This is a genomic window from Actinoallomurus sp. CA-150999, from assembly GCF_050942425.1.
Classification (GTDB): Bacteria; Actinomycetota; Actinomycetes; order Streptosporangiales; family Streptosporangiaceae; genus Actinoallomurus.
In genome coordinates this window covers 2,015,001-2,039,196 of sequence record NZ_CP192063.1, presented here as the reverse complement: position 1 = coordinate 2,039,196, position 24,196 = coordinate 2,015,001, and the positions used below count along the sequence as shown (strand labels likewise).

Annotated in this window: 25 protein-coding genes and 2 rRNA genes (1 of these 27 running past the window's edge); 11 read left to right on the top strand and 16 right to left on the bottom strand. The window is 69.9% G+C overall.

The window, feature by feature from the left end:
• Positions 1 to 58 precede the first annotated feature (58 nt).
• The 4 genes from ACQP2O_RS09685 (at position 59) to ACQP2O_RS09670 (ending at position 3,388) form a co-directional block, all read left to right on the top strand.
• Positions 59 to 322 carry a DUF3311 domain-containing protein gene (locus tag ACQP2O_RS09685; RefSeq protein WP_433181931.1) on the top strand — a complete coding sequence of 88 codons (264 nt, stop codon included), beginning with the start codon at positions 59 to 61 and terminating at the stop codon, positions 320 to 322.
• A 7-nt stretch (positions 323 to 329) separates the two neighbouring features.
• Positions 330 to 1,949, top strand: coding sequence for a monocarboxylate uptake permease MctP (gene mctP, locus ACQP2O_RS09680; protein ID WP_433181929.1), 1,620 nt, complete (start codon positions 330 to 332; stop codon positions 1,947 to 1,949).
• Positions 1,950 to 2,029: 80 nt separating this feature from the next.
• Positions 2,030 to 2,581 (top strand): GNAT family N-acetyltransferase, encoded by a 552-nt coding sequence (locus ACQP2O_RS09675; protein WP_433181927.1) that lies wholly within the window; start codon positions 2,030 to 2,032, stop codon positions 2,579 to 2,581.
• 84 nt (positions 2,582 to 2,665) lie between these two features.
• Positions 2,666 to 3,388 carry a hypothetical protein gene (locus ACQP2O_RS09670; protein ID WP_433181925.1) on the top strand — a complete coding sequence of 241 codons (723 nt, stop codon included), beginning with the start codon at positions 2,666 to 2,668 and terminating at the stop codon, positions 3,386 to 3,388.
• Between the two features lie 48 nt (positions 3,389 to 3,436).
• Here ACQP2O_RS09670 and ACQP2O_RS09665 read toward each other — a convergent pair whose 3' ends face one another.
• The 6 genes from ACQP2O_RS09665 to ACQP2O_RS09640 all read right to left on the bottom strand — a co-directional run bounded on the left by ACQP2O_RS09665 (position 3,437) and on the right by ACQP2O_RS09640 (position 9,299).
• Positions 3,437 to 3,718, bottom strand: a complete 282-nt coding sequence (locus ACQP2O_RS09665; protein WP_433181923.1) for a biotin/lipoyl-binding carrier protein — start codon at positions 3,716 to 3,718, stop codon at positions 3,437 to 3,439.
• Positions 3,719 to 3,752: 34 nt separating this feature from the next.
• Positions 3,753 to 5,084, bottom strand: coding sequence for an acetyl-CoA carboxylase biotin carboxylase subunit (locus ACQP2O_RS09660; RefSeq protein WP_433181921.1), 1,332 nt, complete (start codon positions 5,082 to 5,084; stop codon positions 3,753 to 3,755).
• Between the two features lie 94 nt (positions 5,085 to 5,178).
• On the bottom strand, positions 5,179 to 6,450 hold the full coding sequence (locus ACQP2O_RS09655) for an HD-GYP domain-containing protein (RefSeq protein WP_433181919.1): 1,272 nt from the start codon (positions 6,448 to 6,450) through the stop codon (positions 5,179 to 5,181).
• A gap of 295 nt (positions 6,451 to 6,745) precedes the next feature.
• Complete coding sequence (locus ACQP2O_RS09650) at positions 6,746 to 8,086, bottom strand: HD-GYP domain-containing protein (protein ID WP_433181917.1); 1,341 nt, start codon at positions 8,084 to 8,086, stop codon at positions 6,746 to 6,748.
• A gap of 227 nt (positions 8,087 to 8,313) precedes the next feature.
• Positions 8,314 to 8,580 carry a mycothiol system anti-sigma-R factor gene (rsrA, locus tag ACQP2O_RS09645; RefSeq protein WP_360892541.1) on the bottom strand — a complete coding sequence of 89 codons (267 nt, stop codon included), beginning with the start codon at positions 8,578 to 8,580 and terminating at the stop codon, positions 8,314 to 8,316.
• Entirely contained in the window at positions 8,577 to 9,299 is a 723-nt protein-coding gene (locus tag ACQP2O_RS09640) for a sigma-70 family RNA polymerase sigma factor (protein WP_433181915.1), read from the bottom strand. Before ACQP2O_RS09640 ends, rsrA begins: the two co-directional genes overlap by 4 nt.
• 142 nt (positions 9,300 to 9,441) lie before the next feature.
• On the opposite strand from ACQP2O_RS09640, the gene ACQP2O_RS09635 reads away from it, so the two are divergent.
• Positions 9,442 to 10,203, top strand: a complete 762-nt coding sequence (locus ACQP2O_RS09635; protein ID WP_433181913.1) for a class I SAM-dependent methyltransferase — start codon at positions 9,442 to 9,444, stop codon at positions 10,201 to 10,203.
• 131 nt (positions 10,204 to 10,334) lie between these two features.
• On the opposite strand, the gene ACQP2O_RS09630 is transcribed toward ACQP2O_RS09635, so the two are convergent.
• Together ACQP2O_RS09630 and ACQP2O_RS09625 are read right to left on the bottom strand one after the other, a co-directional pair.
• On the bottom strand, positions 10,335 to 10,667 hold the full coding sequence (locus ACQP2O_RS09630) for a TraR/DksA family transcriptional regulator (protein WP_433181912.1): 333 nt from the start codon (positions 10,665 to 10,667) through the stop codon (positions 10,335 to 10,337).
• A 21-nt stretch (positions 10,668 to 10,688) separates the two neighbouring features.
• Positions 10,689 to 11,489 carry an SOS response-associated peptidase gene (locus ACQP2O_RS09625; RefSeq protein ID WP_433181910.1) on the bottom strand — a complete coding sequence of 267 codons (801 nt, stop codon included), beginning with the start codon at positions 11,487 to 11,489 and terminating at the stop codon, positions 10,689 to 10,691.
• Between the two features lie 106 nt (positions 11,490 to 11,595).
• Here ACQP2O_RS09625 and ACQP2O_RS09620 point away from each other — a divergent pair, with 106 nt between their 5' ends.
• Positions 11,596 to 12,153: a DoxX family protein gene (locus tag ACQP2O_RS09620; RefSeq protein WP_433181909.1), complete on the top strand. Its 558-nt coding sequence runs from the start codon at positions 11,596 to 11,598 to the stop codon at positions 12,151 to 12,153.
• Between the two features lie 308 nt (positions 12,154 to 12,461).
• Here ACQP2O_RS09620 and ACQP2O_RS09615 read toward each other — a convergent pair whose 3' ends face one another.
• Positions 12,462 to 13,190, bottom strand: a complete 729-nt coding sequence (locus ACQP2O_RS09615; protein WP_433181907.1) for an ATP-binding cassette domain-containing protein — start codon at positions 13,188 to 13,190, stop codon at positions 12,462 to 12,464.
• A gap of 279 nt (positions 13,191 to 13,469) precedes the next feature.
• On the opposite strand from ACQP2O_RS09615, the gene aroA reads away from it, so the two are divergent.
• Both aroA and rsgA read left to right on the top strand, forming a co-directional pair.
• Entirely contained in the window at positions 13,470 to 14,726 is a 1,257-nt protein-coding gene (gene aroA / locus ACQP2O_RS09610) for a 3-phosphoshikimate 1-carboxyvinyltransferase (protein WP_433181905.1), read from the top strand.
• A 44-nt stretch (positions 14,727 to 14,770) separates the two neighbouring features.
• Positions 14,771 to 15,760, top strand: a complete 990-nt coding sequence (gene rsgA / locus ACQP2O_RS09605; RefSeq protein ID WP_433181903.1) for a ribosome small subunit-dependent GTPase A — start codon at positions 14,771 to 14,773, stop codon at positions 15,758 to 15,760.
• A gap of 109 nt (positions 15,761 to 15,869) precedes the next feature.
• Here rsgA and ACQP2O_RS09600 read toward each other — a convergent pair whose 3' ends face one another.
• Positions 15,870 to 16,625, bottom strand: a complete 756-nt coding sequence (locus ACQP2O_RS09600) for an SDR family oxidoreductase (RefSeq protein WP_433181901.1) — start codon at positions 16,623 to 16,625, stop codon at positions 15,870 to 15,872.
• A 154-nt stretch (positions 16,626 to 16,779) separates the two neighbouring features.
• Between ACQP2O_RS09600 and ACQP2O_RS09595 the strand changes: the two genes are divergently transcribed.
• Positions 16,780 to 17,625 (top strand): helix-turn-helix transcriptional regulator, encoded by an 846-nt coding sequence (locus tag ACQP2O_RS09595; protein WP_433181899.1) that lies wholly within the window; start codon positions 16,780 to 16,782, stop codon positions 17,623 to 17,625.
• Between the two features lie 23 nt (positions 17,626 to 17,648).
• On the opposite strand, the gene ACQP2O_RS09590 is transcribed toward ACQP2O_RS09595, so the two are convergent.
• Positions 17,649 to 18,344 (bottom strand): HAD family hydrolase, encoded by a 696-nt coding sequence (locus ACQP2O_RS09590; protein ID WP_433181897.1) that lies wholly within the window; start codon positions 18,342 to 18,344, stop codon positions 17,649 to 17,651.
• A gap of 70 nt (positions 18,345 to 18,414) precedes the next feature.
• Here ACQP2O_RS09590 and hisN point away from each other — a divergent pair, with 70 nt between their 5' ends.
• Positions 18,415 to 19,218, top strand: coding sequence for a histidinol-phosphatase (gene hisN, locus ACQP2O_RS09585; protein WP_433181895.1), 804 nt, complete (start codon positions 18,415 to 18,417; stop codon positions 19,216 to 19,218).
• Positions 19,219 to 19,340: 122 nt separating this feature from the next.
• On the opposite strand, the gene ACQP2O_RS09580 is transcribed toward hisN, so the two are convergent.
• Positions 19,341 to 19,973 carry a LysE family translocator gene (locus tag ACQP2O_RS09580; RefSeq protein ID WP_433181893.1) on the bottom strand — a complete coding sequence of 211 codons (633 nt, stop codon included), beginning with the start codon at positions 19,971 to 19,973 and terminating at the stop codon, positions 19,341 to 19,343.
• 197 nt (positions 19,974 to 20,170) lie between these two features.
• Between ACQP2O_RS09580 and ACQP2O_RS09575 the strand changes: the two genes are divergently transcribed.
• Entirely contained in the window at positions 20,171 to 20,323 is a 153-nt protein-coding gene (locus ACQP2O_RS09575) for a hypothetical protein (RefSeq protein WP_433181891.1), read from the top strand.
• An 86-nt stretch (positions 20,324 to 20,409) separates the two neighbouring features.
• On the opposite strand, the gene ACQP2O_RS09570 is transcribed toward ACQP2O_RS09575, so the two are convergent.
• From ACQP2O_RS09570 to ACQP2O_RS09555, 4 genes are all read right to left on the bottom strand, one after another.
• Positions 20,410 to 21,468, bottom strand: coding sequence for a glycoside hydrolase family 43 protein (locus ACQP2O_RS09570; protein WP_433181890.1), 1,059 nt, complete (start codon positions 21,466 to 21,468; stop codon positions 20,410 to 20,412).
• A 512-nt stretch (positions 21,469 to 21,980) separates the two neighbouring features.
• Entirely contained in the window at positions 21,981 to 22,343 is a 363-nt protein-coding gene (locus tag ACQP2O_RS09565; protein WP_433181888.1) for a DUF397 domain-containing protein, read from the bottom strand.
• Between the two features lie 144 nt (positions 22,344 to 22,487).
• Positions 22,488 to 22,604, bottom strand: a 5S ribosomal RNA gene (gene rrf / locus ACQP2O_RS09560).
• A gap of 109 nt (positions 22,605 to 22,713) precedes the next feature.
• Positions 22,714 to 24,196, bottom strand: a 23S ribosomal RNA gene (locus ACQP2O_RS09555); it runs 1,654 nt beyond the window's last position.

Genomic DNA, 24,196 nt, shown 5'->3' with positions numbered 1-24,196 from the left:
CGTGACCGTGCGCGTTCACAGTGGCGACCAGCGAAACTTTGTTTCGAAAGGGCCCCACATGCCGCACAAAACTGCGCAATCGACCCGACCCGTCGTACGGGCCGTGGTCGCCGTCCTCCTCATCGCGCCGTTCGTGATCTACCTCGCCGTCCCGAGCTACGCGAAGATCAAGCCCCGGCTCGCCGGCTTCCCCTTCTTCTACTGGTGGCAGCTGCTCTGGGTGATCCTCACCGCGGTCTTCATCGGCATCGCCTACGCGCTCACCCGTAGCGGCGGCGGCCGGACGCCGGCCCGCGACCAGGCCGACGAGAAGGGCGAGTGAGGCTCCCATGGACAACGTCAACGGCGTCGAGCTCGGCGTCTTCGTCTTCTTCGTCGCCCTGGTCACCGTGGTCGGCTTCGCCGCCGCACGCTGGCGGCGCGGCCAGACCATCCTGCACCTGGACGAGTGGGGCCTCGGCGGGCGCAGCTTCGGCACCTTCGTGACCTGGTTCCTCCTCGGCGGCGACCTCTACACCGCCTACACCTTCATCGCGGTGCCGGCCGCCGTCTTCGCCGGCGGGGCCATGGGGTTCTGGGCGCTGCCGTACGCGGCGATCGCGTATCCGATCGTGTTCCTCATCGGCCCTCGCCTGTGGTCGGTGTCGCACGTCCACGGATACGTCACGCCCGCCGACTTCGTCCGGGGCCGCTTCGGTTCCAAGGCGCTCGGCCTGGCCGTCGCGGTCACCGGCATCCTGGCGATGATGCCCTACATCGCCCTGCAGCTCGTGGGCATCCAGGCCGTCCTCACCGTCATGGGTGTGAAGGGCTCCGGCCTGGCCAGGGACCTGCCGCTGTTCATCGCCTTCGCCCTCCTGGCCGCCTACACCTACACCTCCGGCCTGCGCGCCCCCGCGCTCATCTCCTTCGTCAAGGACACGCTGATCTACCTCGTGATCATCGTGGCGGTCCTCTACATCCCGACGAAACTCGGCGGCTGGGGCCACATCTTCGACACGGCTCAGGCGGCCCTCACCAAGACCAACCCGGTCACCCACAAGCCGACCGGTTCGATCATCACCGGCGACCTGAACCACTGGGCGTACGGGACGCTGGCGCTGGGATCCTCGCTGGCGCTGTTCATCTACCCGCACACGGTGACGGGAGCGCTCGCCGCCGGCCGCCGCAACGTGATCAAACGCAACGCCGCACTGCTCCCCGCCTACTCGCTGCTGCTCGGCCTACTCGCACTGCTCGGCTACATGGCCCTGGCCAAGCCCGACGTCGCCGCCGCCGTCAAGGCGGCCAAGAACCCGCAGCTCGCCGTCCCGACGCTCTTCGACCACGTCTTCCCCAGCTGGTTCACCGGCGTCGCCTTCGCCGCGATCGGCGTCGGCGCCCTCGTCCCGGCGGCGATCATGTCGATCGCGGCCTCGAACCTGTTCACCCGCAACGTCTACAAGGCGTTCTTCCGGCCGGAGGCGTCGCCGGCGGAGGAGACGCGGGTGTCGCAGTTCACGTCCCTGCTGGTCAAGATAGGAGCACTGATCTTCGTCCTGGCCTTCGACAAGTCCCTCGCGATCAACCTGCAGCTGCTCGGCGGCATCTGGATCGTGCAGACCTTCCCGGCGCTCGCGCTGGGGCTGTTCACCCGGTGGTTCCACCGCTGGGCGTTGCTCGCCGGCTGGGCCGTGGCCATGGTGTACGGCACCGTCACCGCGTACGACCAGTCGTCCCCGACGCAGAAGCACTTCGGGCAGTCGATCGCGAACATCCCGTTCCTCGGCCACACCGGGTACATCGCGCTGACCGCCTTCGTGATCAACATGCTCGTCGTGGTCGTGCTCACCGGCCTGCTGAAGGCGCTGAAGGTCCCCGACGGCACCGACGAGACCAGCCCGGCGGACTTCCTCGCCGACGCGGACGACCCGCGCGTCCAGGACGTCCCCGAGCTCACCGCCGGCTGACCGGTCCGCGGTGGCCTCCCCTTTCGACCTGGGAGGCCACCGCAGGCTTCGCCCTTTTTGGGGTGTTCTAAGCTTCCTCCGTGAGCCAGGACACGCCTCCGGCGATCGGTACGCCGGGGCGACCGCCCTCCCGGGGGATACCGGACGACATCGAGATCCGTGTCGCCCGCCCAGAGGAGCTGCGCGCGATCGGCGAACTCACCGCGGCCGTCTACGTCGCCGCCGCGTACATCAGCCCGAACGGCAGCTACGTCCCCCACCTCCGCGACGCCGCGTCACGTGCCCGCGAGGCGGAGCTCATCGTCGCGGTACGGCACGGCGAGCCCATCGGCACCGTGACCTACTGTCCGTTCGGCAGCTCTTTCGCCCAGCTGGCCGGGCCGGGCGAGGCGGAGTTCCGGATGCTCGCGGTCAGCCCGATGGTCCGCGGACGCGGCCTCGGTGAGGCCCTGGTCAGCCTCTGCGTCGACCGTGCCCGCGAGGACGGCTGCACCACCCTCAGGCTCTCGACCGAGCCGGTCATGCACGCGGCCCACCGCATCTACCGCCGCCTCGGCTTCGTCCGCACCCCGGACCGCGACTGGAGCCCCGCCAAAGGCGTCGAGCTCCTGACCTACGCCCTGGCCCTCTGACCAGGAGGCCTAGAAAGCGGTAACCCCGGCGGCGTACATGGCAGAGGCCGTCCGGGGTCTTCACGTCCAAGGATAGCCGAGATCGTGGTCGACGTCACCAGTCCCATTCACCTGAACACGCTTCGTGCCCGCCTTACTCGGGAACGGCTTGCCTCCTACGATGCCGTAGCCCGAGGAAGCGATGCTGAAGCGATCGCTCTGTATGAATGGAACACCGCCGCGAGCGCCGCGTTCTTCGCATCTCTGCAGGGATTCGAGGTGGTACTGCGCAACGCCCTACACCGTGAGCTGACCACATGGCACACCGCTCGACGGCTCCCCGGCGAGTGGTATGACGACCCGCAGGACTTGCTTGATGATCGTGGACAGCGCGACATCTACGAAGCCCGTCGGCGAGTCTCGGTGAGGAGGCGTCCGATCACACGAGGACGCGTGGTATCCGAACTGAGCTTCGGATTCTGGCGCTACCTCCTGACCTCACGGTACGAGCAGAGTCTCTGGACACCTGCGCTCCGGCACGCTTTTCCCGAGCTACGGCCGCAAAGACGCCGTGAGGTCGCCGACCGAGTCGCTCGACTCCATCTCCTGCGGAATCGGCTGGCCCATCACGAGCCGATCCATCGCCGCGATCTGGAGACCGACTACGCCGACCTCCTGTTCGTGGCAGCCACCATGTGCCCGCACGCCGCCGCGTGGATCGAGCGGACCAGCACCGTCCTGGCTGTCATCTCCCAGCGGCCAGGTCCACGACCACCCGCGCCACGGCGGCCACCGGCGGAGCGCTCGGCACGGCGGACCGCATCATGAGACGTCGCGGTGGTCCCACACGATGACTCGGCGAGGCTCGCCGCTCGCCTACTCGATGACGGCGATCAGGTGGCCTTCCTGGATGACGTCGCCTTCGGCGACCTTCAGGCTCGTGATGGTGCCGGAGTCCTCGGCGAGTACCGGGATCTCCATCTTCATCGACTCCAGGATGACGAGGGTGTCGCCGTCCTCGACCTGGTCGCCCTCGTTGACGACCACCTTCCACACGTTCGCCACCATTTCCGCGCGGACCTCGGCCACTGCGGCTCCTCTCCTCAGACGCCGGCGTCGGCCGGCGCGCGTTTCGATCAGTGTGAAGGCTCTGGTCACGCGTCCTCACGGCGTGCCGTGCGTCGGCCGTCCATCACCGGGCCCGCATCCGGTCCACGAGGCCGGTGTCGTATTCGCCGGAGACGAAGCCCGGGTCTTCCAGCAGCTCGGTGAAGAACGGCAGGTTGGTCTTCGGGCCCTCGACGCGGAACTCCTCGACCGCGCGGCGGGCGGCGGCGATGGCCTCGGCGCGGTCCGGGCCGTACACGCACAGCTTCGCCAGCAGCGGGTCGTAGAACGGCGTGACCTTGTTGCCCGCGCGGTAGCCGGAGTCGACGCGGACAACGTCGCCGGACGGCTCCTCCCAGACGGTGATCTGGCCCGGGCTGGGCAGGAAGCGGTTGGGATCCTCGGCGTACACGCGGAACTCGATGGCGTGCCCACGGGGCTCGACGGCGGTGAAGGAGACCGGCTCGCCGGCCGCGATCAACAGTTGCTGTTCGACGAGGTCGAGGCCGGTGACGAGCTCGGTGATCGGGTGCTCGACCTGGAGGCGGGTGTTCATCTCCAGGAACACGAAATCCTGTGCGACCGGGTCGACCAGGCACTCGACCGTGCCGGCGCCGCGGTAGCCGACAGCCTCGCCGGCGCGTACGGCGGCGGCGAGCATGCGGGCGCGCAGCTCGGGGCCCACGCTGGGCGAGGGGGTCTCTTCGACGACCTTCTGGTGGCGGCGCTGGACGGAGCAGTCACGCTCGCCGAGGGCGACGACGGTGCCGTCGGCCAGGCCAAGGATCTGAATCTCGACGTGGCGGGCGCGTTCGATGTAGCGCTCCAGCAGGATGGCCGGGTTGCCGAAGAACCGTTCGGCGCGGGTACGGGCCGTCTCGTACGCCTTGCGCAGCTCCGCCTCGTCGTGGGCGACGCTCATGCCGATGCCGCCGCCCCCACCGGCCGCCTTCACCATGACGGGGTAGCCGATGCCCGCGGCCACCGCCGCGTCGGCGTCGGGGACGGGTTCGCGGGTGCCGGCGGCGACGGGCACGCCCGCCTCCTCCATGAGGTTCCGCGCGTTGATCTTGTCGCCCATCGCGGTGATCGCCTCGGGCGGCGGGCCGATCCAGATCAGTCCCTCGGCGATGACCCGCTCGGCGAAGCCGGCGTTCTCGGCCAGGAAGCCGTATCCGGGGTGGATCGCCTGCGCGTTGGTGCGCTTGGCCGCCTCCATCACCGCGTCGATGTCGAGATAGCTCTGCGCCGGCTGGGCCGGGCCGATGAGGATCGCCTCGTCCGCTTCGTCGACGTACGGCAGATCGGCGTCGGCCTCCGAGTAGACCGCGATGGCCTTGATCCCGAGGGCGCGCACGGTGCGGATCACCCGACGGGCGATTTCGCCACGGTTCACCACCAATACGGACTCGAACACCGATCCTCCTCATTTGCACTCGGCCCAGCGAGAATAACCACGCGTTGCCCGGTGCGCCGCCGCGCGCGACGACAAAAACCCGTGGTGCGACTTGTCAGCGCATACGGTCGACAACGTGGCCGAGCGCCTCGATCACCGTGGGGTCGTACTCCGCCGCCGAGTCGAGCCGCAGCCGCTCCAGCACGGCCGCCGACCGGTCGCGATCAGGAGAGTCACCGACGAGGTCATCGTAGGCGTTCGCGACCTTGATGACACGGCTCGCGAGCGGTGGCGGCGATCCGTCGCTCACGCGGTACGGGTCGGACTGGCGGCGTACGATCTCGGCGACCTCGTCGAGGACGCCGGTCTTGGTGATCACACCGGCGCCGAGTTCGGCGATGCGGCGCTGTTCCTGGGGCGAGGCGAGGACGGTCGCGCCGCCGGGGATCGGGTCGCGCAGTGACAGCTGCCCGATGTCGTGCATGAGCGCGGCGTACTCGAGCTCGAGGAGCTCCTCCTCGGTCATGCCGAGCTCCCGGCCCATCGCGACGGCGAGGCGGCTGACGCGGCGCGAGTGGCCGGCCTCGACGTACCCGCCGACCTCGGTGACCTGGGACAGGGCGCGGACGGTCTGCAGGTAGGTCGCCCGGATGCCGGCGAAGCGCCGGAAGGCGACCTGGGTGACGAGGATCGGGGCGGTGAAGACGAGCAGCGCGGCCGGGCCCATCACGAACGTGCTGACCGCGAGGAGCATGCCCGTCGCGCCGGAGGCGGCGCACAGCGGCCCCTTGGCCCGGATCTCGTCGCCGAGCGCGATGCCGAACCGCGCGCGTACGGCCTCCGCCCGGATGACCGCCGCGGTGGTGACGTCGATGACACACGACAGGATGACCGTCAGGACCATGACGGTGATGAGCGCGGGCCAGTGGTCGCGCAGCGTCGAGTGCATGATCGGCCGGAAGATGAACGCCACGATGGAGGGCGTGAGGATCCGCCGGGCCAGCGCGTCGAGCTTGGGAACACGGCCGACCGCGATGTGCGGCAGCGCTCCGGCCAGCGTGCCGCAGGCGGTGACGGTCACGACCTGGAAGGCGGAGTGGGCGGCCGAGTCGGCCCCGACCTTCAGCAGGAGCGCGTAGCCGAGGGCCCCCGCGCTGGCGATCGGCGCGACCTCGCGGTTGCCGGGGACGACCATGCGGAGCAGCTCGCCCACCGCGATCAGCGCGCCGAACAGCACCGCCGTACGGGAGTCGACGACCCCGACCGCGGCGACCTGGGTGACCGAGCCGATGACGAGCAGCCCCGCCACCGCGATCAGCAGAAGCTGGGCGGAGTCGAGCGACTGGCCGATGGTGCGCCGCCGCGCGGACGCCGGTGCCGCGCTCATTACTCGCTCGCCCTCCCCACTCGCTCCGCGGACGACGCGTACCTCGCCGCCCACTCCGCTCGCTGCGTCGGCTCGCTCGGGCTCATTACTCGCTCCGGTCGCTCGCGGTCATGGACGCCTCCCGGTCATGCGGGTCTCCCGGCCAGTGCTTGATTGCGCTCGCTCCGCGAGCGCGGGAGCGTGCGCCCAACGCGCCGTCTTCCCTCGTCGCTCTGGTCGCTTCGCTCCCGGCGCTCCTCAGTCCAGACGACGCGCGCCCGCTCCGGGGTGCGTTCCGGTCCTCGGGGTCGGCGGCTCACGGGCGGACGCCTTCGCCGGCGACGCGCAGCGGGGCGCTCGGGTCGTCGTGGTCCTGCTGTGCCGTCTCCTCGCCCTCGGGCGGGACGACCGGGGCGGGGCGGGTCCAGCCGTGCCGCTCGATCGCGGCGATGAACGCCTCGACCAGCGCCGGGTCGAAGTGGGTGCCGGCGCAGCGGCGCAGCTCGGCGATGCCGGCCGCGTTCGGCATGGCGGGCCGGTAGGACCGGGTGGAGGTCATCGAGTCGAAGGCGTCGGCGACGGAGATCACCCGGGCGAACTCCGGGATCTCCGACCCCGCCAGGCCCATGGGGTATCCGGTGCCGTCCATCCGCTCGTGGTGGTGCATGATCCCGGCGAGGGCCTCGTCGAGGAAGCCGATGTCGCGGACGATCTCCAGGCCGCGCATCGGGTGCAGCTGGATGGCGGCGAACTCCTCCTCGCTCAGGGCGCCGGACTTCTGCAGCACCCTCGTCGGCACGCCGAGCTTGCCGACGTCGTGCAGCATGCCGGCGTACCGCACCGCGCCGACCCGCTCGGGCCGCATGCCGATCTCCCGGGCGATCATCGTCGCGCCCCGGGAGACCCGCTCGCTGTGGCCGCGCGTGTAGTAGTCCTTGGTCTCCACCGCCTGACACAGCGCCGCGATCGTCGCCGCCTGGGCCTCCCGCTGCCGCCGGGTCTGCTCGAGGGCCCACCGGGCGATGAACATCGGCAGCAGCACCAGCACCGCGGAGAACGGGCCGACGACGCGCCACGGGGCGGCGATGAGCAGCCCGAACATGCCGTACGCGAGCTGGCCGACGGTGAGCTGGCCGACCGGCGCCCACCGGAACCCCCACATGGGCGCCTTTTTGGTCAGTATGAGGATGATGGCGACCAGGGCAAGGTTGACGGCGACATAGGTGACGACCGCCGCGACGTAGGGCGGGATGACGCCGGGGAAGGATCCGTCGGTCGGCTTGCCGACCGTGCCGCCCGCCGACTGATAGACGACGCCGGCGAGATATCCGGAGAGAGCGAACTGCGCGCTGTTGAACAACCGCTTCACGAGGGCGACGTCGCGTCGGCCGGTCACCACGGCCGACGCGCCCACCAGTGCCGCCCCCACGGGGCCGAGCAGCACGACCGAGGCCAGGCCGGCCGAGTAGCTCAGCGAGACGCGTGCGTTCGCGCTGCTGAGCAGCGCCGGCACCGACTCACAGACCACGGAGAGCACCGCGAGCACCGCGAGCGTCGTCCAGTCGATGCCGTCGAAGGACGACAGAGCGATGCACGCGGTCCCGAGCGTGACGACCGTACAGACGTATGCCCATGCGGCCGGGGGTAGTCCACGCATTGCCGCCCCTACGAGGTTATGGGCTAAGCCCAGGACACGCCTTTTCGCATGTGTTTCAGCCTCCCCTGACGAGCCTGGGCACCCGAGCGGTGCGGCGGCTCGCCTCCTGACTCACCGGTCCCCGAATGATCGGGGGTAAGCCTAACCCGAAGGGGACAGGTCACGCAGACGAGCGCGGAAACGTGAGCAAAGCGTGAACCAATCGTCACCTACAGTCCTGATCCGCCTTACTCGGTCAGGGAGGCGCGGACCTGTTCGATGCGCCCCATGACCTTCGACCGCAGATCCTGCGGCACGGGGTCGCAACCGCACGACTTGTGTACGAGCTTCTTCACGGCCTCTTCCAGGCCGTACTCCCGGAGGCAGGGCCCGCACTCATCGAGGTGCTGCCGGATGTCGGAGCACCCGCTCTGGTCCAGCTCACCGTCGAGGTAGTCATAGATCCGGCCGAGCACCTCAGAGCAGGGGGTCTCGTGCGGCTTACCGCAGCTCATGACTGGTCCTCCCTACGCTGGCCGCCGTTCGCGCGGGCGAGGCCGCGCTCGCGCGCGTAGTCCTCGAGCATCGACCGCAGCTGACGCCGTCCCCGGTGCAACCGGGACATCACCGTACCGATCGGAGTGCCCATGATGTCGGCGATCTCCTTGTACGAGAAGCCCTCCACGTCGGCGAAGTAGACCGCCATGCGGAAGTCCTCGGGAAGCGCCTGCAGGGCCGTCTTGACGTCGGAGTCGGGCAGGTGCTCGAGCGCCTCGGCCTCCGCGGACTTCAGCCCGGTCGAGGTGTGGGACTCGGCCCGCGCCAGCTGCCAGTCCTCGATCTCCTCGGCGGCGGACTGCTTCGGCTCCCGCTGCTTCTTGCGGTAGGAGTTGATGAAGGTGTTCGTGAGGATCCGGTAGAGCCAGGCCTTGAGGTTCGTGCCCTCCTGGAACTGATGGAAGGACCCGAACGCCTTGGCGAAGGTCTCCTGGACCAGGTCCTCGGCGTCGGCCGGGTTCCGCGTCATCCGCAGCGCGGCCGAGTAGAGCTGGTCGAGGAACGGCAACACATCGCGCTCGAAGCGCCTGGTCCGATCCTCCAGTGTCTCCACTGCCTCGGGAACCTGACCCACCTCCTCCGTCCGGCCGTCATCGGCATCGAAACCGTACGCACCTGACGATAGCGGGTCCGCCGGCGACACCTGCCGACGGTCCGCGAGCAGAAGGCTCATCATCACCTCGAACTAATCGCTGTCACTGGCCGTTATGACGCAGTGCAACACCTCGCATGGCCGCGTGATTCCCGGGAAAGAGGAATGCTCGGTCACCAGTCACGACGGGTGAAGCGGTGCCGTCAACAGGGAAGGATTGGGATAAATGCATCCCCGAGGAGCCGCCGTGCTGTCGATTCCGGCGAAGCATCCCGCTGTTGGCGAGTCCGAGACGCTCGCGAGCTACTGGACCTTCTACTGGGCCGTCGCCGCCGCCCAACTCTCCCGATGGCTTCCCCACCGGCCGTCCCGCATCCTCGACCTGTCGGGTCCGCAGGCCCGGTGCGCGTCCCAGGTGGCAGCGGCCGGCCACACGGTCGTCGAGGTCCAGGAGACGCCGAGGAGCGGGCCGCACTCGCGGAGGGTACGACCGGTGGTCGCCGATCCCGCCTCCCTCGGCTTCCTCGCCGACGGGCGCTTCGACGCGGTGGTCGCCGAAGGCCGCATGCTCTCCCGGCACCTCGTCACCGAGAACGTCGTCGCGGAGATCGCACGAGTCCTCCGGCCGGGCGGCCGGGTGCTGATGTGCGTCGACTCGCTCGTCCTCGGCATGGCCATCCTCGCCGAGCAGAACTTCTGGGCACATCTGTCCGACGTGCCGCGCTCGGAGGTCGTCCTGGTCCCCTGGCCGGACGGGTCGATCACCCGGTGCTTCGGCGCCGAGCAACTGCGCGAGCTGCTCACCGACAGCGGGCTGGAGCTGGAGTGGATCCGGCCGCGCACGACCCTGTCGCCCTCGACGGTCGAGCACGTCCTCACCACGAGCCCGCAGGCGCTCCCGCGGCTGGTCCGCGCCGAGCTGACGGCGCCGCTCGGCGACGAGCCGGTCGGGATCCACCTCGTCGCCAGCGCGATCAAGAGCCGCTGACGCGCGCTCGTCTCCTCCCGGGCCCCAGGCCGCCCGGGAGGGGCGGACGCGCCCCCGGAGCAGGCGGAGAGCCCGCAGCGCGCGCCCAGGCCCTCTCAGCGCCGGAGAGCTCCGTCAGTACGGGCAGGGGCTCAGCGTCGAACCCGGTCGTGCTTCGCCTGGCAGGTGACGCAGCGGGCGGCGGCGGGCCGTGCCTCGAGGCGGCTGTCGGGCACCGGCAGGCCGCAGTCGACGCACTTGCCGTAGGTGCCGGCACGGGCCCGCTCGAGGGCCGCGAGCACCTCCGCGCGCTCACGGCGCATGGCGTCCAGCGCGGCGTCGGCCCGGTCGGTGGCGAAGAGGCTCGCGCCGGCGTCGGCGGTGTGCTGGTCTGCCTCCGGGTGCTCGCTCTGCAGAACCGCGATCGCGCGATCGAGATCGGCGAGCATGTCCTCCAGGCGCCTCTGCGCCGTGTCCACGACCATGCGTACCTCCCGGCGAGGCGGTCAGAACAGCGTGGGGGTTTCGTTGGAGGAGATACCCATTTCCGGCAGTGGTTTTACCAGCTCAGGCCCGTTATTTCGGACCTTGTTCACCGCCGTGGAGACGGGGTAGGCCTCCAGGCTCCCCGCGGCCGCCGGCACCAGCAGCGAGCGGATCTCGTCGGGGCCCGTCAGCGCCGGGTCGAGCCAGGCGCCGAAGCGCTCCGGCTCCACCAGCATCGGCATCCTCTCGTGGATCCGGCCCACGTCGTCGGTCGCCTCAGTGGTGATGACCGTGCAGGTCAGCACCCACTCCTCCTCGGACTCTTCCGTGTCACTCCCGACCAGTCCATCCCGACCAACCGACCCCGGCCGACCTCCCGGCCCACCCCCGCCGACCTCCTGGCGGCGGTCCGGCCGCCAGATCTCGTAGAGGCCGGCCATGGCGAGCATGCTCCCGTCGGAAGGCCGGATGAAGAACGGCTGCTTGCCGCCGTCCTCCCGGGCGTACCACTCGAAGTAGCCGTCGGCGGGCAGGAGGCAGCGCCGCCGGACGAACGCCCGCCGGAAGGCCGGCTTCTCGTGGACGGTCTCGACCCGCGCGTTGATCATCCGGGCGCCGATCGACAGGTCCTTGGCCCAGGAGGGCACCAGGCCCCAGCGCGCCACGTGGAGTTCGCGGACGTCGCGCGTCAGGATGAGCGGCACGGGTTTGGTCGGGGCGACGTTGTAGTCGGATTCGAGCGCGTCGGTCGTGTCGCGCTCGACGTCGAAGGCGTCGATGATCTCTTGGCGCCCACGCGCCGTGGCATATCGCCCGCACATGCTCCGCGCGTCCCCTTCCGGTCCGTACGGCGCGTCGCGCGCCGGACCCGCCCAAGCTTGCCAAAGTGGGGGGCTTGTTCGTGCGCGCGGTGGGCATGACGGGTGCATGCGACCCATCAGGACTCTCACCCGTCCCCTCATAGCCGCGCCGTTCGTGGTGACGGGGATCGAGACGCTGCGCGATCCCGGCGGCCGGGCCGAGCGGATCGCTCCCGTGATCAAGCCCCTCGCCGACCGTGTGTCCTGGCTCCCCACCAAGGACCCCGAGGCCCTCGTGCGGATTCAGGGAGCGCTGAGCGTGGGCTCCGGCGCTCTCCTGGCCATGGGCCGGTTCGAACGGCTGACGACGCTCGTGCTCGCCGGTCAGCTGGTTCCGAGTCTGCTGGCCGAGCACCGGTTCTGGGCCGAGGACGACCCGGAGCGGCGCGCCGCGGAGCGGTCCCAGTTCTTCAAGACCGCCGGGCTGTTCGGGGCGCTGCTCGTCGTCGCGACCGCCCCTAGCCGGCACCGCCCGGTCAAGGCCGCCCGCACGAGCGCTCACGAGGCGCGGCTTCAGGCGGCGCTCGCCCGAGCGGAGGCCGGCCGCAAGGCCGAGCGCGCGCGGCGCAAGGCCGCCCATCGCGTCGAGGGGGCCCGCCGGAAGGCCGCCAAGATCGGGCACTGACGCCCGCCCGCTGTACCGAGCCCGCCGACGCCCACCCGGTCTGCTCGCCATGGGCGTACAGACCCCACCGGTGCCTGCACGGCGCACGGAGCGTGCCATAAAGGCGTACGTAGGCCGACCGGTGCTCGCTCTCCCGGCCGTCACGTCGGGCGAGACGAATCCCGCCTCACGAGACACCGCCGGACGCCGACGCGGGCTGCGCGGCGCTCCCGGGATCGCCCGGCTGCACCAGCGTGCGGCCGTCGGCGGCGGCGAACCGACCGACGGGCCACCGGACGCGCCGGTGCCCGGCCGGCCGTGTGCCGCGGTCAGATCTCCAGGACCTCGTCGACGTGGCGGAGGATCGGCGCGGCGCCCGGGACGACCGTCCGGTGCATGATCAGCAGGAGCGTACGGCCCTCGGCGGCGTCGATCAGTTCGGCCAGCGCGGCGTCCGCGGCGTCCTCGTCCGGCCGGACGTCCGGCTCGTCGACGATCAGGACCGGCAGGTCGGCCAGCAGGGCGCGGGCCAGTGCGATGCGCTGCCGCCCGGGGCCGGCCGCGACCTCCTGATCGTCCACGCCGGTTTCGGGCGGGAGGTCGACCCCCGCCCGGCTCAGCGCGCGGGCGACGTCGTCGTCGCCGGCGTCCGGGCGGGCCACGCGGACGTTCTCGGCGATCGTCGTGTCGAAGAGGTGGGCGTCGTGCGCGCACAGCCCGATGACCGTACGGACGTCCTCGTCGGCGAGATCGCGCAGTTGCACGTCGTTGAGGGTGGCGACGCCCTGGTAGTCCAGGAACCCGAGGAGCACGGCGGCGAGGGCCGAGGTGCCGACGCGGCTGCGCCCCAGCAGCGCGACCCGGCGTCCCTGCGGCAGCACGAGGTCCGTGTCGCCGAAGCCGATGACCTCACCGCCGGGCCACCGGGTGCGCAGGTCCGCGAGGCACAGCTCGTACGGGCCCGAGGGCAGCGGGACGGATCGCCGTCCGTCCGCGGGCGTGGCCGGATCGGCCGGTGCGCTGCGGACCCGGTGCCGTGGCCGTGGCGATGCGTCCACAGTCGTCCCCCTGTCATCTGCTCGCTCGACCCTCCCCACGGACGGCCTCGTACCTCGGGTCGGCCACTCCGGTCGCCGCGCCGGGCTCGCCCGTGAGGCCGACGAGGCGATTCCCGAGTCATGTGACCCGGGATCCGCGACGGAGCCGAGTGCCGCCAAGGTAGCGACCGATCAGGGCCGTCGCCGGGGGATCTACCGGCGCATTCACGATCCGCGATCGTCTCCGCACCGGCGTTTTACACGCGGCTCGCGCGCCCCTGGGGCCGGTACCCTTCAGTCATGCCTCCTCTGTGGTCCGCACCCGCCGCCGACGGGCGGGTCGACGCCGCCGTCGCGCTGCCGGGATCGAAGTCGATGACCAACCGCGCGCTGGTCCTCGCCACGCTGGCCGGCGAGCAGTCGATGATCCGGCGGCCGCTGCGCAGCCGCGACACGCTGCTCATGGCGGGCGCGCTGCGCGCGCTGGGCGTGGCCGTCGACGACGCGGACGAGGGCGCCTGGCGCGTCACCCCGGGCGAGCTGCACGGCCCGGCGACGCTCGACGTCGGGCTGGCCGGCACGGTCATGCGGTTCGTGCCCCCGGTCGCCGCCCTGGCGACCGGCGAGATCTCCTTCGACGGCGACCCGCACGCCCGCAAGCGGCCGATGGGCCCCATCCTCGCCGCCCTGCGCACGCTCGGCGCGGAGGTCGAGGGTGACGCGCTCCCGTTCACGGTGCGCGGCACGGGTGCGGTGGCGGGCGGCTCGGTCACGATCGACGCCTCCGGGTCGTCGCAGTTCGTCTCCGGCCTGCTGCTCGCGGCCCCCCGCTACGCCAAGGGCATCGAGGTGCGCCACGAAGGGCCGCCGGTGCCGTCGGCGGCGCACCTGGAGATGACCATGCGGATGCTGGCCGACGCCGGCGCCTCCGTCGAGAGCGGCCCGGACGTCTGGCGGGTGCAGCCGGGCACGCTGCGCGGCGGTGAGGTCGACATCGAGCCGGACCTGTCGAACGCCGCGCCGTTCCTGGCGGCGGCCCTGGTGACCGGCGGCCGGGTAACGGTGCGCGGCTGGCCGGCCGAGACCACCCAGCCCGGTGACTCCCTACGTCACCTGCTCGCCGACATGGGCGGTTCGGCCTCATTCGAGGGCGGCGATCTGACCGTACGCGGCGGCGGCACGATCCACGGCATCGACGTCGACCTCGGTGACGTCAGCGAGCTGAGCTGCGTGATCGCCGCGCTGGCCGCCTTGGCCGACGGGCCGTCCCGGCTGCGCGGCATCGCCCACATGCGCGGTCACGAGACCGACCGGCTCGCCGCGCTGACCGAGGAGATCAACGGCCTGGGCGGTGACGTGCGCGAGCTGCCCGACGGCTTGGAGATCCGGCCCAGGCCGCTGCGCGGCGGCGTCTTCCACACCTATGACGACCACCGGATGGTGATGGCCGGGGCCGTCCTCGGCCTGGCCGTGCCCGGCGTCGAGGTGGAGAACCTCCCGACCGTCGGCAAGACGCTCCCCGAATTCGGCGAGCTCTGGACGGAGATGCTTCGGTAACCGTGGCGCGCGACTGGGGCAGACTCGACGAAGACGATGTTCGCGTGCGCCCGGGGCGCGGCTCCCGGCCGCGCACCCGCCGGCGCCCCGCCCACGAGGACGCGATCGTCGGGTTCGTCATCGCGGTGGACCGCGGCCGCTACACCTGCCTGGTCGGCGCCGAGGGCGCCGGACGCGCGGCGAAGCGGAAGGGCGAGCGGCCCCGTAGGGTCACCGCGATGCGCGCCCGGGAGCTCGGCCGTAAGAGCGTCGTCGTCGGTGATCGGGTGCGCCTCGTCGGTGACGTGTCCGGCCGCGCCGACACCCTCGCGCGGGTGGTCGGGATCGAGCCCCGCGCCTCTACCCTCCGCCGTACCGCGGACGACACCGACCCGGTCGAGCGTGTGATCGTCGCCAACGCCGACCAGCTCGTCATCGTCACGGCGCTGGCCGACCCGCCGCCGCGCTCCGGGATGATCGACCGGTGCCTGGTCGCCGCGTACGACGCGGGCCTGGACCCGCTGCTGTGCCTGACCAAGTCCGACCTCGCGTCCCCGGAGCCCCTGCTGGAGACGTACGCGCCGCTGGACGTCCCGAACGTCGTCACCCGCAAGGACGAGCCGGTCGACGACCTCGGCGAGCGGCTGTCCGGGCGGATCAGCGTGCTCGTCGGCCACTCCGGCGTCGGCAAGTCCACTCTGGTGAACGCCCTGGTCCCCGACGCCGAGCGCGCCGTGAGCGAGGTCAACCCGGTGACCGGGCGCGGCCGGCACACCTCGTCCTCGGCGATCGCGCTGGAGCTGCCCTCCGGCGACGGATGGATCATCGACACCCCGGGGGTCCGCAGCTTCGGGCTGGCCCACGTCTCCCCCGAGGACATCCTGGGCGCCTTCCCTGATCTCCTCGAAGGCACCGTCGAGTGCCCGCCGCACTGCACCCACCTGCAGAGCGACTGCGCGCTCGACGCGTGGGTCGCCGCCGGTCACGCGAGCGTGTCCCGCCTCGAGTCGGTGCGACGCCTGCTCGCGGGCCGTGAGAACGACGACACCGACTGACCTGCCCGGAGTCTCAGAGCGGGTCGAGCCGGCGTGGGTCGTGACAGTCGAGCACGAGTTCAGTGATGCGACACGCCATGGGCGATGCTTTACCCGTTTCCGGGCTCGGTCAGGCCTGGCGGGTCGGGAGGATGACGATCTGGCGCAGGTTGACGTTGCGGGGCCTCCCGGCGACGTACGCGACGAGGTCGGCGATGTCGTCGGCGGCCAGCGGGCCGAGCGCGTCGTGCATCTGGTCGAGCTGGCCGCGCAGGTCGGTGTTGTCGATCTGCTCGCCGAGCTCGCTCTCGGTCAGTCCCGGCTCGACGTTGGTGACCCGGACGTCCTTGGGCCCGAACTCGGTGCGCAGCGAGGCGGACAGCTGCGTCAGCGCCGCCTTGGTCGCCCCGTAGACCGCGTAGTTCGGGAACAGCACGTGCGCGCCGATCGAGGAGATGTTCACCAGGTCCGCCGTGCTGCCCGCGGCGGCCGCCTCGGTCAGGTCGGCGGTGAACGCCCGGACGACGCGCAGGACGCCGGTCACGTTCGTGTCGATCATGCGGGTCCACTCGTCGACGCGCCCGTCCTCGATCGGGTTGGGCAGCATCACGCCGGCGGCGTTGACGACGAGGTCGACCCGGCCGAGTGCGTCGTGGATCCGCTCCGCCGCCGCGGCGACCGAAGCGTCGCTCGTCACGTCGGCGGAGACGGCGATCGCCCGCCCGCCGTTCGCCTCGATCTTGCCCGCCAGGTCGGCCAGCCGCTCCTCGCGGCGCGCCAGGAGCGCGACCCGTACGCCCTCGTCGGCGAGGCGGCGGGCGATGGCGGCGCCGATCCCGCTGGCGGCTCCGGTGACGACGGCGGTACGGCCCTGAAGCTCGGTCATCGTTGTTCTCACTTCCGGTGGTGTCCTTCGTGACGACACTCATCCTGCGGTCGGCCGAAGGGGGTACCCAGGGCTGCGTCGTACCGGGGGTATGCCGTTGCCTGGGTCCAACAGGACCACCTTCAGCGCCGCGAACTCTCCGATACTGAGCGGCATGGACAAGCGAGCCGAGCTGACGGAATTCCTGCGCACCAGGCGCGCGCGGCTACAGCCGGAGGACGTGGGCCTGCGCCCGTACAGCGGCCGCCGGCGTGTCCCGGGGTTGCGCAGGGAGGAGCTGGCCCAGCTCGCCGGAGTGAGCGTGGACTACTACGTACGCCTGGAGCAGGGCCGGACCAACAATGTCTCCGAGGAGGTCCTGCAGGCCGTCGCGCAGGCCCTCCGGCTGGACGAGGACGAGCGTGCGTACCTGCGCAACCTGACCAAACCGACGCGGTCCCGCCGCCGGCCCCCGCGGATCGAGCGCGTGCGCCCCGGGGTCCGGCGGCTGCTCGACATGGCCGAGGGCGTCCCCGCGTACCTCCTCGGGCGGCGCGCCGACGTCCTGGCGTGGAACCGCATGGCCGCCGCCGTGTTCACCGACTTCGGCGCCCTCGAACCGGCCCGGCGCAACTGGGGCCGCATGATCTTCTTCAACGAGGACGTGCAGGCGCTGTTCGACGACTGGACGATCAAGGCCCGGGAGACCGTCGCGTTCCTGCGCCTGAGGGCCGGGGAGTACCCCGACGACCCGGAGCTGGCGGCCCTCGTCGGCGAGCTGTCGGTCAAGAGCGAGGACTTCCGCCGGTGGTGGGCCGACCACAACGTCAAGGACAAGAGCAACGGCCGCAAGGTCATGCACCACCCGCTGGTCGGCGAGCTGGTCATGGACTACGAGTCGCTGCGGCTCCCCGACGACCCCGACCAGGTCCTCGTGACGTACACCGTCGAGGCGGGCTCCCCCTCGGAGGCGAACCTGCGCCTGCTCGCCTCCTGGAACAGCGAGGCGCCGGTCCGCTGACCGGCGCCCCTCGGAGCCGCGGGTCAGATGGTCTGGCGCAACCCCAGCTCGTCGATGCGGGTCAGCATGTCGGCGGGGTCGGCGTACACGCGGAAGGCGCCGGTCCGTTCGAGCTCCTCGCGGCCGTACCCGCCCGACAGCAGGCCGATGCCCAGCGCGCCCGCGCGGCGTGCCGCCAGGAGGTCCCACACGCTGTCGCCCACCACCATGGCGTGGTTGGGTTCGACCCCGAGCAGCGCCGCGGCGGCGAGGAACAGATCCGGATCGGGCTTGGCGAACCGCACCATGTCACGAGTGATCATCGGAGTGTCCTCGGGCAGCCCCAGCATCCCCAGGGCGCTGTGCGCCGTCTCCATCCGGCCACTCGTCGCGATGGCCCACGGCACACCGCGGTCGGTCAGGAAGCCCAGGAGCTCCGCGGCCCCGGGCAGGGCGCGTACGGATCCGACCTGCTCGAGATAGGCCCGGGCGTGCAGTTTCTGCAGCTCTTCGACCTCGGCCGGGGTCAGCGACACCCCGGTCTCGCGCAGCAGCGCGGACACGAACAGGCCGCCGCTCATGCCGATCCGGCGGTGGATCCGCCACACCGACAGGTCGATGCCCACGACGGTCAGCGCGTTGCGCCAGGCGATCACGTGCTGGTAAACGCTGTCGATCAGCGTTCCGTCCAGATCGAACAGCAGAGCCGGTGTCGGCGGCTCTGCCAGAGGGCTGGACACGGAAGATATTGGTGTGTTCACGCCGTCTAGTGTGTCTGCGGTGGGTCCTGTCGCGATACCGTTGCCCTTCGTGGCGGACTATTCGGATGACCTGCGGCTGGCTCACGTGATGGCGGACGCGGCCGACGACGTCTCCACGCGCCGGTTCCGGGCCCTCGATCTCAGTGTCGAGACCAAGCCTGACCTCACCCCGGTCAGCGACGCCGACCGGGCGGTCGAGGAGTCGTTGCGCAACACGCTCAAGCGTGCCCGGCCGCGTGACGCGATCCACGGCGAGGAGTACGGCCGCACGGGCTATGGCCCCCGATGCTGGGTCATCGACCCGATCGACGCGACCAAGAACTACGTGCGCGGCGTTCCCGTGTGGGCGACCCTCATCGCCCTCATGGAGGGCGACGATGTCGTGGTCGGCCTGGTGTCCGCCCCGGCCCTCAACCGCCGCTGGTGGGCGGCGCGCGGTGGCGGCGCCTGGACGGGCCGCAGCCTCGCCAAGGCCACCCGCTGCCGCGTCTCGGGCGTGGCCGACATGGAGGACGCCTCGTTCTCCTACTCGAGCCTGGGCGGCTGGGAGGCGCAGGGCCGGCTGGACAAGTTCCTCGACCTCAGCCGTACGGTGTGGCGCAGCCGGGCGTACGGCGACTTCTGGTCCCACGTCATGGTCGCCGAGGGCACGGTGGACGTCTCCGCCGAGCCCGAGGTCTCCCTGTGGGACGTCGCCGCCCTCCAGATCATCGTGGAGGAGGCGGGCGGCATCTTCACCGACCTGTCGGGGGTGCCGAGCCCCGACGGCGGCAGCGTCGTCTGCAGCAACGGCCTGCTGCACGCGCAGGCGCTGGAGCAGCTGGGCGGCGGGCCGCTGACGCTGCGCGTCTGACGCGGCCCTGCCGGTCGTCCAGGGCCGTCCGGGCCGGGACGGTCAATCGCCCGGCCTGCCGTCACCTGCTGCGTGTCTGACGCGGCCTGCCGATCGTCCAGTGCCGTCCCGGGCCGGGCCGGTCATCGCTCGACGGCGAGGCGCACCCCCAGCCCGATGAAGACGCCGCCGACCGCGACGTCGAGGCGACGACGGGCCGTACGCCGCCGACGCAGCCACCGCCCGATCCGCCCGGCGAGCAGTCCGACCGTGCCGTCGACGACGAACTCGAAGGCGATGAGGATCGCCCCGAGGATCGCGAACTGCGCCCAGACCGGCCCGACCCGCGGGTCGACGAACTGGGGAAGGAAAGCGATCGTGAACGTGACCATCTTCGGGTTGAGGAGGTTGGTCGCGAGGCCGTTGAGGTACGCCCGGCGGCCGGACATCCCCCCGGTCGCGCTCGGGACGTCATTCGCGTCGTCCGAGCGACGACGGATCGTCCGCACGCCAAGGTAGATCAGGTAGGCGCCGCCGCCGATCCGTACGACCGTGAAGGCGAGCGGCACCGCCGTGAAGAGTGCGGCGAGTCCCGCGGCCGCGACGGCGACGTGGACGGCCTCGCTCGTCGCCACCCCCGCCGTCGCCAGGAGACCGACACGCGGGCCGCCGCGCATTCCGCAGCCGAGGACGAACAGCATGTCGGGCCCCGGCACCACCATCGCGACGATCGTGGTCAGGGCGAACAGGGCGAGCAGATGTACGTTGATGGGCACGCACCGATCATCACACGGCCGATCAGCCCGAGGTGTCGGCAGGGACGTACGCGACGCGGCGGCGGCTCTCCCGACACGGAAAGAAGATATATCGCGGTTTGCGGAACACCGGTCGCGCCGGTGCGCGTTCTTCTAGCGAGGTCCTCGGGATGGAGGCTGTCATGGGACGGACCGGATACGTCGTAGGCGGAGTTGCCGTGGCTCTGATCGCCTGGTGGCTGCTGCCCGGGTGGGTGACCCTCCTGGTCGTGCTCGGCCTCGTGGCCGCGCCGATCGTCGGCTACCTCATGCTCGACCCGTCGCAGCGGCGGCGCGTTCGCGGGCAGGCCCGCAAGCGCATCGGGAGCTGAGAGCCGGTCTCAGCCCGGCGTTGAGCGCCTCCGCGGCGGGTGCCGCGGCGGCGCTCTCCTGGAGGTTCAGGGCGGTTCCGGGCACCCTACGGGACGTACGGCAGGCCGCTCTTGGACCACCGCAGGTCCGCCTCGTACATGCCGCGCTGGAGCTTCTTGGGCTGAGGCGAGGGGTCCGGCTTCGGCGGCGGGCCTACCAGGATCGCGCCGTGGAAGAAGATGCGCCAGGATCCGGCGTCCGCCACCACGACGGCGCCACCCGGCCCGTTCACCTTCCGCCCGAAGCCGGCGGTGGTCATCAGCGGCTTCGCCGCCTTCTTGTACGGCCCGCCCAGCGAGGACGCGACCGCGTACCGCGTCTGGTAGTTGTCCTTGCTGAACACGCCGGCGGAGTAGAACAGCACGTACTTGCCGCCTCGATGGACGAGGTAGGGCGCCTCGACCGTGTACGGCTCGTTGGTCTGCTTCAGGATCACCTTGGGCTTGCCCACCCGGTGCAGACCGTCGGCGCTCATCCGCTGGAGAGCCAGGAACGACGGCTTGTGGTACTGGTTGTAACCGACCTTGTAGAGCAGATAGCGCCTGCCGGCCTCTTCGTAACCCGCGGCGTCGATGATCTCCGGGTTGAGCTTGCCCTGGTGGGCCCCGGCTGGAGCGTCGCACACCAACGGCTTGGTGCCGGACGGCGCGAACGGCCCGGCCGGCGACGACGCGACCGCGACACCGACGCACTGCCGGTTGAGCGCCGCGTTGTGAGCCGCGTAATACAGCAGGAATTTGCCGTCCTTGCGGCGTGAGACGTCCGGTGCCCAGGTCTTGCCGGCCTTCGCCCATTCGCCGAGGCGCGGTAGCCCATCCGCGGCGAGGATGCTCCAGGGGCCACGAGCGGACCGCGCGGACGCCACCGGCATGTTCTTGCCGTGCGAATTCGTGGCGTAGGCGTAGAAGGTCGTGCCCACCTTAATGACGCCCGGGTCGGGAAAGTTGGAGGGAATGACGAGCTTCGGACCGGCTGCCGCCTGCGCCGAAGCGGCCGCGGGTACGGCCCGCCCGGCAGAGCCCGAATCGGTGGCCGCCCAAACGCCTGCGGCACCGATCGCGACGACCGACGCGGCTGCCAGGGATACGACGACAGGTCTCACCATTTCCCCCCGGGGAGTAAGAGGCTTCGGCGAAGCTAGCAAACCTGGCAATGGACGTCAAAGGACCACTCATTGTCATTTGTGCGTACGCCCCGAAAAGGGGATGGAGTGGACAGACGCCCCTTTTATGGAACACCGACGACGCTGGTGCTCGTTCCTTGGCGAGGCCGTCGGGCGGGGCTGCTGCGGACGCACCGGATAAGCCGTCTGTGAAGCGGCCGTCCTTCTGAGCTCGCCGTGTGGCTCCGGGAGCCGCGGATGGTGGCTCCAAGCGTGCGAGATCGCCCAGCCGGGGCGTCAACGCGGTGGAGAGAGGACGTAGGGCGTGGGAGTTGAGTGACGGGAGACGCTCCCTGCGGCCTCGGCGATGCCAACGACCGCCCGAGGTCCCGCCGGCGGGCCAGTACGGACGGCGTCCGGCTGCCACGACCTCGGCGCCGGAGCGCCCTGCTCGGCGTAGCCCGCGCGACAGGGCCTCCGGCGGCGTACTCGATCTGCGCGCTCCGTCGGCCAGCTTAGCGGGCGAAGCGCTCGTCGAGGCCCTCGCGCATGTCCTCCGGCAGATCGTGCTTGCCCGCCTTGATGCGGTCGAGGAAGTCCCTCCACGCGCTCACGCTGAAAAAGAGCTTAGGACCGTCAGGATCCTTGCTGTCGCGAACCGCGATGACGCGCTCGCCCTGGGCCTCGTTGGACACCACGCACCTCAGTTCCCCGGTGGGTCTCACGACCAGTTGTGCGCCGACTGCCTGCGGCACGACTACAACGTAGCAGCCCTTGACCCTGCCCAACTGATTGTTGCAAGTTCCGGACGACCCGGAACCGCGGAATTCAGCGCAGCTTTTGATCAACGCCGCCTCAAGAGGCGTGTTCAGCACCATGCCCGGGCCGACTTTCGGATCGTCTCCGGAACCGCCGTTCTGGCGAGTCAGAGACTCCCTGAATGTATGTTGCGGAAAAGAGTCCGGAACGCAGGAAAGCCCGCCGGGGCTATAGCCTGGCGGGCTTTCCTGATCTATGTGAATGTCCGGCGGTGTCCTACTCTCCCACACCGTCTCCAGTGCAGTACCATCGGCGCTGAAGGGCTTAACTTCCGGGTTCGGAATGGGACCGGGTGTTTCCCCTTCGCCAAAACCACCGAAACGCCTAACAGAACCCGGCGTACGGGGGTCGTAAGTTCCCGGCCGTGTCCCGGGAACCGCACAGTGAACGCGAACATCTCTTGCTTAACGCAGCTCTCGAAGCGATGTGTGTGTCAAGCCACTCGGCCTATTAGTACCGGTCAACTCCACACCTTGCGGTGCTTCCATCTCCGGCCTATCAACCCAGTCGTCTAGCTGGGGGCCTTACAACCCGAAGGTTGGGAGACCTCATCTAAAGGAAGGCTTCCCGCTTAGATGCTTTCAGCGGTTATCCCGACCGAACGTAGCCAACCAGCCATGCACCTGGCGGTACAACTGGCACACCAGAGGTTCGTCCGTCCCGGTCCTCTCGTACTAGGGACAGACCCTCGCAAGTCTCCTACGCGCACAGCGGATAGGGACCGAACTGTCTCGCGACGTTCTAAACCCAGCTCGCGTGCCGCTTTAATGGGCGAACAGCCCAACCCTTGGGACCTACTCCAGCCCCAGGATGCGACGAGCCGACATCGAGGTGCCAAACCTTGCCGTCGATATGGACTCTTGGGCAAGATCAGCCTGTTATCCCCGGGGTACCTTTTAGCCGTTGAGCGACACCCCATCCACACGGTGGTGCCGGATCACTAGGCCCTGCTTTCGCACCTGCTCGACATGTCTGTCTCACAGTCAAGCTCCCTTGTGCCCTTGCACTCAACACCTGATTGCCAACCAGGCTGAGGGAACCTTTGGGCGCCTCCGTTACTCTTTGGGAGGCAACCGCCCCAGTTAAACTACCCACCAGGCACTGTCCCCCACCCGGATACACGGGCGCGGGTTAGACGCTCGAAACGACCAGAGTGGTATTTCACCAACGACTCCACCACCACTGGCGTGATGGCTTCACAGTCTCCCACCTATCCTACACAAGACGCTCCAAACGCCAATGCCAAGCTATAGTGAAGGTCCCGGGGTCTTTCCGTCCTGCTGCGCGTAACGAGCATCTTTACTCGTAGTGCAATTTCACCGGGCCTGTGGTTGAGACAGTGGGGAAGTCGTTACGCCATTCGTGCAGGTCGGAACTTACCCGACAAGGAATTTCGCTACCTTAGGATGGTTATAGTTACCACCGCCGTTTACCGGCGCTTAGGTTCTCAGCTTCGCCACCACAAGGGCAGCTAACCGGTCCCCTTAACGTTCCGGCACCGGGCAGGCGTCAGTCCGTATACAGCGTCTTTCGACTTCGCACGGACCTGTGTTTTTAGTAAACAGTCGCTTCCCCCTGGTATCTGCGACCCCCACCAGCTTCACGAAGCCAGTTCGGTCACCAGCAGGGGCCCCCCTTCTCCCAAAGTTACGGGGGCAATTTGCCGAGTTCCTTAACCACAGTTCACCCGATCGCCTCGGTATTCTCTACCTGACCACCTGAGTCGGTTTGGGGTACGGGCCGCCGACACACTCGCTAGAGGCTTTTCTCGACAGCATGGGATCACTCACTTCACCTAAATCGGCTCGGCATCACATCTCAGGCTTAATAGCGCGCGGATTTACCTACACGCCGCCCTACATGCTTACCCCAGGAACAACCATCGCCTGGGCTGAGCTACCCTCCTGCGTCA

Coding starts and splice junctions, on each gene's coding strand:
- ACQP2O_RS09685 (WP_433181931.1), top strand. CDS start 59: ATGCCGCACAAAACTGCGCAATCGACCCGACCCGTCGTACGGGCCGTG.
- mctP (WP_433181929.1), top strand. CDS start 330: ATGGACAACGTCAACGGCGTCGAGCTCGGCGTCTTCGTCTTCTTCGTC.
- ACQP2O_RS09655 (WP_433181919.1), bottom strand. CDS start 6,450: ATGAGCGCGGCACCGGCGTCCGCGCGGCGGCGCACCATCGGCCAGTCG.
- ACQP2O_RS09650 (WP_433181917.1), bottom strand. CDS start 8,086: ATGCGTGGACTACCCCCGGCCGCATGGGCATACGTCTGTACGGTCGTC.
- rsrA (WP_360892541.1), bottom strand. CDS start 8,580: ATGAGCTGCGGTAAGCCGCACGAGACCCCCTGCTCTGAGGTGCTCGGC.
- ACQP2O_RS09640 (WP_433181915.1), bottom strand. CDS start 9,299: ATGATGAGCCTTCTGCTCGCGGACCGTCGGCAGGTGTCGCCGGCGGAC.
- ACQP2O_RS09635 (WP_433181913.1), top strand. CDS start 9,442: ATGCATCCCCGAGGAGCCGCCGTGCTGTCGATTCCGGCGAAGCATCCC.
- ACQP2O_RS09630 (WP_433181912.1), bottom strand. CDS start 10,667: ATGGTCGTGGACACGGCGCAGAGGCGCCTGGAGGACATGCTCGCCGAT.
- ACQP2O_RS09625 (WP_433181910.1), bottom strand. CDS start 11,489: ATGTGCGGGCGATATGCCACGGCGCGTGGGCGCCAAGAGATCATCGAC.
- ACQP2O_RS09620 (WP_433181909.1), top strand. CDS start 11,596: ATGCGACCCATCAGGACTCTCACCCGTCCCCTCATAGCCGCGCCGTTC.
- aroA (WP_433181905.1), top strand. CDS start 13,470: ATGCCTCCTCTGTGGTCCGCACCCGCCGCCGACGGGCGGGTCGACGCC.
- ACQP2O_RS09600 (WP_433181901.1), bottom strand. CDS start 16,625: ATGACCGAGCTTCAGGGCCGTACCGCCGTCGTCACCGGAGCCGCCAGC.
- ACQP2O_RS09595 (WP_433181899.1), top strand. CDS start 16,780: ATGGACAAGCGAGCCGAGCTGACGGAATTCCTGCGCACCAGGCGCGCG.
- ACQP2O_RS09570 (WP_433181890.1), bottom strand. CDS start 21,468: ATGGTGAGACCTGTCGTCGTATCCCTGGCAGCCGCGTCGGTCGTCGCG.
- ACQP2O_RS09565 (WP_433181888.1), bottom strand. CDS start 22,343: ATGGTGCTGAACACGCCTCTTGAGGCGGCGTTGATCAAAAGCTGCGCT.